This window comes from Micromonospora sp. NBC_01412 (assembly GCF_045040215.1).
Classification (GTDB): domain Bacteria; phylum Actinomycetota; class Actinomycetes; order Mycobacteriales; family Micromonosporaceae; genus Micromonospora; species Micromonospora rubida.
Genome location: NZ_CP109528.1, coordinates 969,278 through 982,154 on the forward strand (window position 1 = coordinate 969,278; position 12,877 = coordinate 982,154).

Consider the following 12,877-nt stretch of genomic DNA (forward strand, 5'->3'; position numbering starts at 1 on the left):
CTAGCCGCCGGCCCCGACAGCCCAGATCACGCCGAGCTGGTCGACCTCGCTGCCGGACCGGCCGAAGAAGCCGGCGAGCCGTCCGCCGGGCGGCGCGGTGAAGGTCACCGCGTCCGAGGTCGGCGTGCCGCCGGACAGGGTGCGCCCGAGGTTGGTGGTGAACCGGGCGGAGAAGATCCTGGTCCGGTTGTCCTTCTTCCCCTGGGTGAGGGTGACCTGGGTGACGTACTCACCGGCGGCCAGCGCGAGGCTGGCCGGGGTGCCGCCCCCGCCACCGTGGGTGCGGGTGACGCCGTCGACGAGGCCGACGCCGACCTGGTCGAGCCGGGCGCCGGCGCGCAGCGAGACGGTGGCGACCCGGGGTCCGACGGCGTCCGCGTCGGTGAACGGGGTGCCGTGCGGGCCGCCCCAGGTGTCGCTGGCCCGCAGGCCGGGGTCGAGGGTCCAGGTGAACCAGGCGGCGTGCGGGTAGTGGTCGGACAGCGGGTCGCCGGCCGGGTCCAGGAACCGGGCGTGCTCGTTGTTGTAGCGGGTCAGGCCGAGCCGGACCAGCCGGTTGCTCCGGTAGAGGATCTTGTCGACCACCTCGCAGGCGTTGGTGACGTTCGCCGGGTCGCAGGTCAGCGCCGGGCTGCCGAGCACCGGGGGCACCCCGCCGCGTTCCTGGCGCACCCACGCGTCGGTGAGGCCGTTGGCGGACACCAGGTCGCGGACGTTGTCGCCGACGCGGGTGTAGCGGGAGTTCAGGTCGCCCATCACGATCACCGCGTTGCCGGCGGAGTTGGCCGCGACGTACGCGGAGAGCTGGCTGATGTTGGACCGGCGGGCGGTGAAGTCGGCCTCGGTCGTGCCGGCGTTGGTGTGCACGTCGTAGAGGTCCACGAAGGCGCCCTCGGCGAGCCGGACCCGGGACCGGCTGAACCCCTTCGGGGTGAGGCAGTCGAAGCCGTTGCAGTCGTCCCACTTGACCCGGACGAAGTCCGACACCGGGTAGTTGGACATCGTGTTGAGGCCGTCGCCGATGGGCACCCCGCCGCTGGTCGGCGTGCGGTGCGGGTGCCGGTCGGTGGCGTACAGGTCGGCGTGGTAGTTGAAGTCCTCTTGGGCGTGCACGATGTCGTACGCGTTGACCCGCTCGCCGATGGGCCGGGTGTTGACCGCCGGCTTGCTGCCGGACAGCGGTTCGGGCAGGCCGGCGACGTTGTAGGTGAGCACCGAGAAGGTGCCGGACGTGACGGCGGCCGGCGCCGGCGCGGGTGCGGCGGCGGGCGCGGCGACGGCGGGCGCGGACGGGGGCAGCAGGGCGGCGAGCAGCGCCACGGGGGCGAGCAGGCGGGCGGATCTCATCCGATGTCCCTTCTCGACAGGGGACCGGGTCCGGCCGGCACCGGCTCGGAGGGATCGAAGACTATCGAATGAATCCGGCCGACTCAACACTCACGGGTGACCGGCGGCCGATACAAGGATTGGCATCTTCCAATCTCGGGGCGCGGAGATTACCATCCGGTAACTGAATGTTCTTCATGTAATGATCCGCACCCGTCCCGTGCCCTGATCCCCATCCCCTCGGAGGATCACCATGTCCCGTCCCACCACCACACGCCGCCTGCTGGCCGGCGCGACCGCCGCCGTCGGCGTCGCGGCCCTGCTCGTCGCCTCCCCCACCCCGACCCCCGCCGTGGGCGCGCCGGCCACCACCGCCGCCGCCACGTTCGCCGCCAACGACTACTGCCTGGGCGAGTGCGGCGACATCGTGCCGCCCGGCCAGAACGGCAACGCCACCCTCGTCGAGATCCTCGCCCACCAGACGGTGGGCACCATGCCCCGGCACTCCGCCGACCAGCTCGGCAAGTACGCCGACCTGGTCTACGGCTACGCCGGGCTGCGCGAGGAGCAGATCGGCAGCTTCTTCAACGACTCCTCCTTCGGCGTCCCCTCCGGACAGGTCGAGCGCGACTACTCGCCCCGCTCCGACGTACGCATCCTGCGGGACAAGGCGACCGGCGTCCCGCACGTCACCGGCACCACCCGCGGCGGCACCATGTACGGCGCCGGTTACGCCGGCGCCGAGGACCGACTGTTCACCATGGACCTGCTGCGGCACGTCGGCCTGGGCACCCTCACCCCGTTCGCCGGTGGGTCCCCGGGCAACCGGGCCCTGGAGCAGAGCGTCTGGCGCAACTCGCCGTACACCGACGCGGACCTCCAGGCCCAGGTGGATGCCCTGCGCACCAAGGGGCCGAACGGCGAGCGGCTCTACACCGACGTGCAGGAGTACATCGCCGGCATCAACGCCTACATCGGCGTCTGCATGGCCGACCGCAACTGTCCCGGCGAGTACGTGCTGACCGGGCACCTCGACGCGATCACCAACAAGGGCGGCCCGGAGCCGTTCAAGATGACCGACCTGATCGCCATCGCCGGCGTGGTCGGCGGCCTGTTCGGCGGCGGGGGCGGCAACGAGATGCAGTCCGCGCTGGTGCGGATCTCCGCCCGCGCCAAGTACGGCCCGGTCGAGGGCGACAAGGTGTGGGCGGCCTTCCGCAACCAGAACGACCCCGAGACGGTGCTGACCCTGCACAACGGGCAGAGCTTCCCGTACGGCGCCGCCTCCCCGGACGCGGCCAGCGTGGCGCTGCCCGACGCCGGCTCCGCGCAGGCCGAACCGGTCTTCACCGACCCCACCGGCTCCGCCAGCAACGCCTCCGCCGGCAGCGGGTCCGAGCTGGCCGCCGCGCTGTCCGGGCTGACCATCGACCCGGCGCACCGGGGCATGTCCAACGCGGCCCTGGTCTCCGCCGCCAACTCCGCGACCGGCCACCCGGTCGCCGTGTTCGGGCCGCAGACCGGCTACTTCTCCCCGCAGCTACTGATGATCCAGGAGTTGCAGGGCCCCGGGATCAGCGCCCGGGGCGCCGCGTTCGCCGGCCTGAACCTCTACGTGCTGCTCGGTCGCGGCCAGGACTACGCCTGGAGCGCCACCTCGGCCACCCAGGACATCACCGACACGTACGCGGTGCCGCTGTGCACCACCGACGGCAGCGCCCCCACCCTGGCCAGCACGCGCTACCTCTACCGCGGTCAGTGCCTGGCGATGGAGCAACTCGCGCACACCAACAAGTGGAACCCGACGGTGGCCGACAGCACTCCCGCCGGGTCGTACAAGCTCACCGCCTGGCGGACGAAGCTCGGCCTGGTCGCCTGGCGCGGGACCGTCGGCGGCAAGCCGCACGCCTTCACCCAGCTCCGCTCCACCTACCGGCACGAGGCCGACTCCGCGATCGGCTTCCAGATGTTCAACGACCCGGCCCAGATGGGCTCCGCCGCTGCCTTCATCGCCTCGGCGAACAACGTCGAGTACGCGTTCAACTGGTTCTACGTCAACTCCACCCAGTCGGCGTACTTCAACTCCGGGCTCAACCCGATGCGCGCCACGGGGTCGAACCCGAACCTGCCGATGAAGGCCGAGGCCGCGTACGAGTGGCAGGGCTACCAGCCGGCGACGAACACCGCGACGTACGCCCCGCTGGCCGCCCACCCCAACTCGGTCGACCAGGACTACTACGTGAGCTGGAACAACAAGCAGGCCAAGGACTTCGGGGGGGCCGACGGCAACTTCAGCTTCGGCGCCGTGCACCGGGGCAACCTGCTCGACCGGCCGCTCAAGGCGGCCCTCGCGACGGGGAAGAAGTTCGACCGGGCGTCGCTGACCAGCCTCGTGGAGCAGGCCGGGCTGACCGACCTGCGCGGGACCGAGGTGCTCGGCGAGCTGATCCGGGTGCTGGAGAGCCAGCCCGTCGGCGACGCCGCCCTGGCCGCCGAGATCAGCCGGCTGAAGGCGTGGCGGCAGGCCGGCGCGCTGCGGGTGGAGACGGCCAAGGGCTCGAAGGTGTACCAGCACGCCGACGCGATCCGCACCTTCGACGCCTGGTGGCCGCTGCTGGTGCGGGGGATGTTCTCCGCCCCGCTCGGCCCGGACCTGTACCAGTCGCTGGTCAACGCCATGCAGATCAACGAGTCCCCCTCCGAGGCCCAGTCGCACAAGGGCTCGTCGTTCCAGTACGGCTGGTGGGGGTACGTCGACAAGGACCTGCGCGCGGTGCTCGGTGACCCGGTCGCCGGCGGCCTCGGCCGCACGTACTGCGGCGGCGGCACCCTCGCCGGCTGCCGGCAGGTCCTGCTCGACACGCTGCGCGGCGCGGCGGCCACCCCGGCCGCCCAGGTCTACCCCGGCGACGCCACCTGCTCGGCGGGCGACCAGTGGTGCGCCGACGCGATCATCCAGTCGCCGCTGGGCGGGATCAAGCACGCCACGATCGCCTGGCAGAACCGGCCCACCTACCAGCAGGTCGTCTCGTTCCCCGCGAAGCGGGGCGACGACGTGACCAACCTCGCCGCGGGTAAGGCGGTGACCGCGTCGAGCACCCAGTTCGGCTACCCCGCCGCCAGGTCCGTCGACGGGGACCTCGGCACCCGGTGGGCCAGCTCCCGCAACGACGACCAGACGCTCACCGTCGACCTGGGCTCCGCCCGAGCGGTGGGCCGGGTGGTGCTGGCCTGGGAGGCGGCGTACGCCCGGTCGTACCGGATCGAGGTGTCCGCCGACGGGACGACCTGGCGCACGGCCTGGTCGACCACGGCCAGCGACGGCGGCACCGACGTGGCGGCGTTCCCGGCCGGGACCGCCCGGTACGTGCGGATGCGCGGCCTGACCCGGGCCACCGAGTACGGCTTCTCGCTGTGGGAGATGTCGGTGTACGCACGCTGACCCCCCGCGGCGGCGGCCGGCACGGATGATCCGTGCCGGCCGCCGCCGTCAGGCCAGGTTGATCTGGTCGCCGTCGACCTTGATCTCCTTGGCCGCCAGCGGCTTCGTCGCCGGGCCCTGTTTCACCGAGCCGTCGGTGATGGAGAACTTGCTGTTGTGGCAGGTGCAGTTGATGGTGCCGCCGTCGACGTTCGACACCGGGCAGCCCTGGTGGGTGCAGATCGGGTCGAAACCCTTGAACGTGCCGGCCTCGGGCTGGGTGATCACCACACCCTTGCTGGCGTAGACCGCGCCGCCGCCGACCGGGATGTCGGCGGTGCGGGCCAGCGGGGCGGACGAGTCCCGGTTGCCGCCCTCGGCGTCGCCCGCGCCGGTCGCGCCCGGGCCGCCGCTGGTCGGGGCGGGGCCGCCGTCGGTGTCGTCGTCGCTCCCGCAGGCCGACAGGACGACCGCCGCGCCCACCGCACCGGCACCGGCAAGGAGGGCGCGGCGTGTCTGCGTGCCTGGAGGAGTCTGCACCTGCTCGTCACTCATGTCTGGCCTCTCTGTCGACTGCCGCCGCTGTCACGATCCGCGGCCGTACCCGCTGTCCACGAATCGCGGTGCCTGACGGTTCAACGAATCGACCACCGTGATCGCTCCGGGTCCGCGACGGGCGGTGCCCGTCGCCGGGAGACCGCCGCGTCGCCGGCCCGGAGCCGGTCGACCGGTCAGCGCGCAGCGGCCGTGGCCTTCCGGCCGGGCCGGGCGCGGGTGGTGCCGTTGGCCTTCGCGGCCCGGCCGGTGGCCGCCTTGGCGCCCTTGGCGTCGCCGTCGAGCCTGAGCACCTGGCGCAGGAACTGGCCGGTGTGGCTCTCGGGCACCTCGGCGACCTCCTCCGGGGTGCCGGTGGCCAGCACGCTGCCGCCCCGGTGGCCGCCCTCGGGGCCCATGTCGATCAGCCAGTCCGCCGTCTTGATCACGTCGAGGTTGTGCTCGATGGTGATGACGGTGTTGCCCTTTTCGACCAGGCCCTCCAGCACCATCAGCAACTTGCGGATGTCCTCGAAGTGCAGGCCGGTGGTCGGCTCGTCGAGCACGTACACCGTCCGGCCGGTGGAGCGTTTCTGCAGCTCGGAGGCGAGCTTGACCCGCTGCGCCTCGCCGCCGGACAGCGTCGGCGCGGGCTGGCCCAGCCGGACGTAGCCCAGACCCACGTCCACCAGCGTCTTGAGGTGCCGGTGGATGGCCGGGATGGCGGAGAAGAACTCCGCCGCCTCCTCGATCGGCATCTCCAGCACGTCGGAGACGGTCCTGCCCTTGTAGTGCACCTCCAGGGTCTCCCGGTTGTACCGGGCGCCCTTGCAGACCTCGCACGGGACGTACACGTCGGGCAGGAAGTTCATCTCGATCTTGATCGTGCCGTCGCCGGAGCACGCCTCGCACCGGCCGCCCTTGACGTTGAACGAGAACCGGCCCGGCCCGTACCCCCGGACCTTGGCCTCCGTGGTCTCGGCGAACAGCTTTCGGACGTGGTCCCAGACCCCGGTGTAGGTGGCCGGGTTGGAGCGCGGGGTGCGGCCGATCGGCGACTGGTCGACGCCGACGACCTTGTCCACGTGCTCCAGGCCGGTGATCCGGGTGTGCCGGCCCGGCACGTGCCGGGCCCCGTTGATCTGGTTGGCCAGCACCGCGTGCAGGATGTCGTTGACCAGCGTCGACTTGCCCGAGCCGCTGACCCCGGTGACCGCGATGAGCTGGCCCAGCGGGAACGACACGGTGAGGTTGCGCAGGTTGTGCTCGCGGGCGCCGTGCACCACCAGCTCCCGCTCCGGCGTCTGCGGCCGGCGCAGGCTCGGCGTCGGGATCTCCCTGCGCCCCGACAGGTACGCCCCGGTGACCGACTCCGGGTTCTCCAGCAGCTCGGGCACCGAGCCGGAGTGCACGATCCGGCCGCCGTGCTCGCCCGCGCCCGGGCCGATGTCGACGATCCAGTCGGCGGCGCGGATGGTGTCCTCGTCGTGCTCGACCACGATCAGCGTGTTGCCCAGGCCGCGCAGCCGGACCAGGGTCTCGATCAGCCGGTGGTTGTCCCGCTGGTGCAGGCCGATGGACGGCTCGTCGAGCACGTAGAGCACGCCGACCAGGCCGGAGCCGATCTGGGTGGCCAGCCGGATGCGCTGCGCCTCACCGCCGGAGAGGGTGCCGGCCGGGCGGTCCAGGGAGAGGTAGTCCAGCCCGACGTCGAGCAGGAACGTCAGCCGGGCGTTGATCTCCTTTAGCACCCGCTCGGCGATCATCTTCTGCCGGTCGGTCAGCTCGATGCCGGCCAGCAGCTCGGCGCACTCGCCCACCGACAGGTTGCAGACCTCGGCGATGCTCTTGCCGGCCAGGGTGACCGCGAGCACCTCCGGCTTGAGCCGGGCCCCGCCGCAGGCCGCGCAGGGCACGTCGCGCATGTAGCCCTCGTACTTCTCCCGCGACCACTCCGACTCTGTGTCGGTGTGCCGGCGCTCGATCCACTGCACCACGCCCTCGAAGCCGGTGTAGTAGGAGCGCTCGCGGCCGAACTTGTTGCGGTAGCGCACGTGCACCTGGTCGCCGGAGCCGTGCAGGATGGTCTTCTGCGCCCGCGCCGGCAGGGCCCGCCACGGCGTGTCGACGTCGAAGTGCTCGGCCTCGCCGAGGGCCTCCAGCAGGCGCAGGAAGTATTCCAGGTTGTGCCCGGTGGACCAGGGCTGGATCGCGCCCTCGCGCAGGCTGCGCTCCGGGTCGGGGACGACCAGCTCCGGGTCGATCTCCTTCCTGGTGCCCAGGCCGGTGCACTCGGGGCAGGCGCCGTACGGGGCGTTGAAGGAGAAGACCCGGGGCTCCAGGTCCTCGATCGCCAGGGGGTGGTCGTTGGGGCAGGCCAGGTGCTCGGAGTAGCGGCGCTCACGGTCGGGGTCGTCCTCGGCGAGGTCGACGAAGTCGAGCAGCACCAGGCCGCCGGAGAGCCCGAGCGCGGCCTCGACCGAGTCGGTCAGCCGCCGCTTGGCGCTGGGCTTGACGGCGAGCCGGTCGATCACCACCTCGATGGTGTGCTTCTCCTGCTTCTTGAGCTTCGGCGGCTCGGTCAGCGGGTGCACCACGCCGTCGATCCGGGCCCGGGCGTACCCCTTGCCCTGAAGCTCGGCGAACAGGTCGACGTACTCGCCCTTGCGGCCCCGCACGACCGGGGCGAGCACCATGAACTTGGTGCCCTCGGCCATCGCGAGCACCCGGTCGACGATCTGCTGCGGGCTCTGCCTGGAGATCCGCTCGCCGCAGACCGGGCAGTGCGGCTCGCCGACCCGGGCGTAGAGCAGGCGCAGATAGTCGTAGACCTCGGTGATGGTGCCGACGGTCGAGCGCGGGTTGCGCGAGGTGGACTTCTGGTCGATGGACACGGCGGGGCTGAGCCCCTCGATGAAGTCGACGTCCGGCTTGTCCATCTGGCCGAGGAACTGCCGGGCGTACGAGGAGAGCGACTCCACGTACCGGCGCTGCCCCTCGGCGAAGATCGTGTCGAAGGCCAGGCTCGACTTGCCGGAGCCGGAGAGCCCGGTGAAGACGATCAGGGCGTCCCGGGGCAGGTCGAGACTGACGTCACGCAGGTTGTGCTCGCGCGCGCCACGGATGATCAGTCGGTCGGCCACGGTCCGTGTACTCCCGGGAGAAGAAGGCGAAGAGGATCTGTCCGCTCCGGGGCGGTCCGGGGGCTTCCGGGACGGCCCTGAGCGGTTGTGCGGGCGCAGAAGAAGCGCCTCGGCAACTCTAGCTCCGAGGTACGACAACTTCCCGCGCCCGCACATTCCCCCAGCTCACACCGGCTGCGCCGGACCGCCGCCCCGACCTGCGGACGGCCCACGGCGACGGCGCGACACCGGCCACGGCCACGCCCGGGCGACCCCGCGTCGCCCGGCCCACCGAGGCGCGCGGGGCGACGCCACGGCAACCCTCCGTCACGACACCCGCGCGGACGGAGCGACGGTGGGGACACCCCGCGTCACGGTCGGCCCGTCCGGCGGCGCCCACCGCGCCAGCCGCCCCGGCGCTCCGCGGCCAGCCGGGTCTCCCGGCGCCGGGTCTCGAAGACCACCTCCCGTTGCAGCTTGCGCCAGCTGTCGTACCTTCGGGCGGTCAGCTCCCCGGCGGCGAGTGCGTCGCGGACCGCGCAGCCCGGCTCGGCGTCGTGCGCGCAGTCGGCGTACCGGCAGTCGGTGGCCAGCTCGGTGATGTCGGCGAAGGCCCGGTCCAGCCCGACCGCGCCGTCGAGCAGGCCGACCGCCCGCACCCCCGGGGTGTCCAGCACCGCCCCGCCGCCGGGGATCGGGACCAGCGCCCGCCAGGTGGTGGTGTGCCGGCCCTTGCCGTCGACCCGGCGGATCGCCTGGGTCGGCATCACCACCGCCCCGGCCAGGGCGTTCACCAGGCTCGACTTGCCGGCGCCGGACGGCCCGAGCAGAGCCAGGGTGCGGCCCGGGACGACGTGGGCGCGCAGCGGGTCGAGGCCGACGCCCCGCTCGGCGCTGACCGGCAGCACCGGCACCCCGGGCGCGACCCCGGCGAACTGCCGGGCGATCGCCGCCGGGTCGGCGGCGAGGTCGGCCTTGGTGAGCACCACCAGCGGGGTCGCGCCCGACTCGTGGGCCAGGGCGAGCAGCCGCTCGATGCGGGCGACGTCCGGCTCCGGGTGCACCGGCTCGACGACGGCGGCGGCGTCCAGGTTGGCGGCGAGCACCTGCCCGCTGGCGTCCTTGCCGGCGGTGCGGCGCACCAGCGCGGTGCGCCGGGGCAGCACGGCCTCCACGGTGACCGGCCCGTCCGGCCAGGTGTGCAGGAGCACCCAGTCCCCCGCGCAGGGCAGCCGGGTCAGGTCACGGGCGGCGGCCGCCAGCACCGCCGCGCCCAGGGTGGCGCGGACCGGGCCGTCGGCGCCGAGCACGGTGCACACGCCGCGGTCGACCCGGGCCACCCGGCCCGGCCGCTGGTGGGTGCGGTTACGTACGTGGGCCGCCCGCTCGGCGTCCCAGCCGAGGGCGGTCAGGTCGATGGTCATCGGAACCTCTCCGGTGTCGTGGTGAACAGTGGCGCGACTCGCGTGCTACGACCGGCATGGGCACCACCTCCTCCGACGTCCCGGGTGCCGCGTACGACGCCGACGGTAGGGGGCGGGCCGACGCGCCGAAAGCGATTTCCACGGCGACGCCGGGGGAACGGACCGCTAGGGTCGGGTCGTGACCGCGGATCCGCTGCTGCTGACCGGTGACCTCGACGACGCCACGGCCCGCCTGCTACGCACCGCGGCCGCCCTCGACACCGCGGGCGTCGCCGCGCCGTCCCTGCTGCCCGGCTGGGCCCGGGGGCACGTGCTGACCCACCTGGCCCGCAACGCCGACGGGTTCGTCAACCTGCTCACCGCCGCCCGCACCGGCGAGCGCATCCCGATGTACGCCAGCACCGCGGCCCGCGCCGCCGACATCTCCGCCGGCGCGTTCCGGCCGCCCGCCGCCCACCTGGACGACCTGCGCCGGTCGGCGGAGCGGTTCACCGAGGCGGTCGCCGCCATGCCGGTCGAGGCGTGGGCGGCCACGGTGCAGACGCGACGCGGCCCGTGGCCGGCCGCGATGCTGGTCTGGGGGCGGCTGCGCGAGATCGAGGTGCACCACGTGGACCTGGCCACCGGGTACCTCCCGGCCGACTGGCCGGAGGCGTTCGCCCAGCGGCTGCTGCACGAGGTCACGACCGGCCTGTCCGGCCGGCCCGACGCGCCGGCGATGGTGCTGCGCTTCGACGGCAGCCACCACGAGCTGGTCGTCGGCGACCGCAGCGCGGCGCCCACGATCACCGGCCCCGCCTCCGAACTCGCCGCCTGGCTGACCGGCCGCAGTGCCGGCGAGACGCTCGCCGTCACCCCCGATGGTCCCCTGCCGAACCCACCGGAATGGATGTAGAACCTTGACCTACAGCGGAGACGTCAGCCCCGGCGACGCGCCGGCCGTACGCGAACTCGCCGGGCTCACCGTCACCAAGGTGTCGGTGGGGCCGATGGACAACAACGCCTACCTGCTGCGGTGCACGGGCACCGGCGAGCAGTTGCTGATCGACGCCGCCAACGAGGCCCCCCGGCTGCTGGAGCTGGTCGGCGACGCCGGTCTGGCCACCGTGGTCACCACCCACCAGCACATGGACCACTGGGTGGCCCTGGAGGAGGTGGTCGCCAAGACCGGCGCCCGGCCGCTGGTGCACGCCGACGACGCCGCCGGCCTGCCGATCGAGGCGGACACCCTCGCCGACGGGGACACCGTGACCGTCGGCGAGTGCGAGCTGGAGGTGATCCACCTGCGGGGGCACACCCCGGGCTCGATCGCCCTGCTCTACCGCGACCCGGCCGGCATCCCGCACCTGTTCACCGGAGACTCGCTCTTCCCCGGCGGGGTGGGCAATACGGACAAGGACCCGGAGCGCTTCGGTCAGCTCGTCGACGACGTGGAGCACCGGCTGTTCGACCGGCTGCCGGACGAGACGTGGTTCTACCCGGGGCACGGCGGGGACAGCACTCTCGGCGCGGAGCGCCCGTCGCTGCCCCAGTGGCGGGCACGCGGCTGGTGACCCCGGGGGCGGCGCGCCGCCCCCGTGCCGGCGCGCCGCCGCCCACCTCGTCCCCGGGGACCCGACCCGGGCGGCGGCTCCGCCCGCCCGGGGCCGGGCCGATGGCGGCGCGCAGCCCGCGCCGGGTGGCGAGCAGCATCACGCCCGCCAGGAGCGCCCCTACCGCCATGGTGACCAGGATCGGCGAGACACCCCCGGGGAGCAGCCCGGCCAGCGACCGGGAGACCGTGCCGACGGCCACGTAGAGGCCGGCCCAGAGCGTGGCGCCGGCCGCCGCGCTGACCAGGAACCGCCGGTACGACATCCGCAGCCCGCCCGCGGCCAGCGGCAGCAGCGCGTTGAACACCGGCAGGAAGGGCGCCACCAGCACCATCTTGCCCCCGCCGCGGCGCAGGACCGCCTCGGCCGCCGCCCACCGGTCCTCGCCGATCCAGCCGCCGACGAGGCTGTGCCGCAGCCGGTCGCCGTACCGTCGGCCGGCGAGGAAGCTCAGCGACCAGCCGGCCAGGCAGCCGGCCACCACGGCGGCGACGGTGGCCGCCCGGGCGGCCGGCTGTCCGACGCCGACCGCGGCGAGGACCGCGACGTCACCGGGGACCAGCACCCCCAGCAGCGGTACGGCGTCGAGGAACATCACCACCCCGAGCGCCCCCATCAGCCCGATGGTGGGAAGCTCCCCGACCTGCGCCGTCCAGTCCGCCATGCCCGTACGCTACGACCTCCCGGCCGGGGCGGGCATCGGGTCCGATCCCCCACCAGCCCCTGATCCCTTCTCGGGGTAGGCCCCGAGCCGGGGCGTCAGCGGGGGCGGAGCACCTCGACGCGGCGCACCGGGGTGTCGACGGCGGGTTCGGTGGTGGGCACCTGGTAGCTGGCCACCAGGTCCAGCCGGTTGCGGGGCAGGTGGCCGCGGCCGGGGTCGCCGACCAGCACGTGGCTGCCCCGGGCGGCGGCGCGGCGCAGGAACGGCAGCATCCGCTCGGCCAGTTCCTCGTCGTAGAAGACGTCCCCGGCGACCAGCAGGTCCACGTCGTCGGCAGCGGAGTCGAGCAGGTCCTCGCCGGTGGCGGTGACGGTGACCCGATTCGCCCGGGCGTTGAGCGTGACGGCGGCCACGGCGTACGGGTCGATGTCGTTGGCCACGACCCGGGACGCGCCGGCCAGCGCGGCGGCGATCGCCACCAGGCCCGAGCCGGAGGCCAGGTCCAGCACGCGGCGGCCGGCGACGAGCTCGGGGTGGTCGAGCAGGTGCCGGGCGAGGGCCTGCCCGCCTGCCCAGACCGACGCCCAGTACGGCGCCGGCAGGGCGTGCCCGGAGGCGGCCTCCATCCGGGCCCACCAGACGATGGCGTCCTCGGCGAGGTGCAGCCGTACCTCGGGGACGAAGGGGGTGGCGACGATCCGGAGCCGGTCCAGCCCGTCCCCGGGCGCGCTGACCTCCCGTTCCAGCTCAGACAGCGCGGCGGCTGCGGGTCCTTTCACCGGGCAAGCATGCCC

The 12,877-nt window shown here is 73.5% G+C and carries 8 protein-coding genes and 1 pseudogene; 3 read left to right on the plus strand and 6 right to left on the minus strand.

Annotation, left to right across the window (positions count from 1 at the left end):
• Positions 1 to 1,347: a jacalin-like lectin gene (locus OG617_RS04105; RefSeq protein ID WP_405098800.1), complete on the minus strand. Its 1,347-nt coding sequence runs from the start codon at positions 1,345 to 1,347 to the stop codon at positions 1 to 3.
• 232 nt (positions 1,348 to 1,579) lie between these two features.
• Between OG617_RS04105 and OG617_RS04110 the strand changes: the two genes are divergently transcribed.
• A complete protein-coding gene (locus tag OG617_RS04110) occupies positions 1,580 to 4,768 on the plus strand; it encodes a penicillin acylase family protein (RefSeq protein ID WP_405098802.1) in 3,189 nt (1,062 codons plus the stop codon).
• A 48-nt stretch (positions 4,769 to 4,816) separates the two neighbouring features.
• Here OG617_RS04110 and OG617_RS04115 read toward each other — a convergent pair whose 3' ends face one another.
• The 3 genes from OG617_RS04115 to rsgA all read right to left on the minus strand — a co-directional run bounded on the left by OG617_RS04115 (position 4,817) and on the right by rsgA (position 9,827).
• Complete coding sequence (locus tag OG617_RS04115; RefSeq protein WP_396681968.1) at positions 4,817 to 5,302, minus strand: Rieske (2Fe-2S) protein; 486 nt, start codon at positions 5,300 to 5,302, stop codon at positions 4,817 to 4,819.
• A gap of 176 nt (positions 5,303 to 5,478) precedes the next feature.
• Positions 5,479 to 8,424 (minus strand): excinuclease ABC subunit UvrA, encoded by a 2,946-nt coding sequence (uvrA, locus tag OG617_RS04120; RefSeq protein WP_405098805.1) that lies wholly within the window; start codon positions 8,422 to 8,424, stop codon positions 5,479 to 5,481.
• 350 nt (positions 8,425 to 8,774) lie between these two features.
• Positions 8,775 to 9,827: a ribosome small subunit-dependent GTPase A gene (gene rsgA, locus OG617_RS04125; RefSeq protein WP_405098807.1), complete on the minus strand. Its 1,053-nt coding sequence runs from the start codon at positions 9,825 to 9,827 to the stop codon at positions 8,775 to 8,777.
• 178 nt (positions 9,828 to 10,005) lie between these two features.
• Here rsgA and OG617_RS04130 point away from each other — a divergent pair, with 178 nt between their 5' ends.
• Both OG617_RS04130 and OG617_RS04135 read left to right on the plus strand, forming a co-directional pair.
• The gene (locus tag OG617_RS04130; RefSeq protein WP_405098809.1) at positions 10,006 to 10,722 is read left to right on the plus strand and encodes a maleylpyruvate isomerase family mycothiol-dependent enzyme; all 717 of its coding nucleotides are present in this window, start codon (positions 10,006 to 10,008) and stop codon (positions 10,720 to 10,722) included.
• A 4-nt stretch (positions 10,723 to 10,726) separates the two neighbouring features.
• Positions 10,727 to 11,380: an MBL fold metallo-hydrolase gene (locus tag OG617_RS04135; RefSeq protein WP_405098811.1), complete on the plus strand. Its 654-nt coding sequence runs from the start codon at positions 10,727 to 10,729 to the stop codon at positions 11,378 to 11,380.
• Between the two features lie 40 nt (positions 11,381 to 11,420).
• Here the strand turns inward: OG617_RS04135 and OG617_RS04140 are convergent.
• Positions 11,421 to 12,083, minus strand: a pseudogene (locus OG617_RS04140) (DedA family protein); the annotation flags it as partial.
• Between the two features lie 95 nt (positions 12,084 to 12,178).
• On the minus strand, positions 12,179 to 12,838 hold the full coding sequence (locus OG617_RS04145) for a class I SAM-dependent methyltransferase (RefSeq protein WP_405104099.1): 660 nt from the start codon (positions 12,836 to 12,838) through the stop codon (positions 12,179 to 12,181).
• Positions 12,839 to 12,877: the final 39 nt, after the last annotated feature.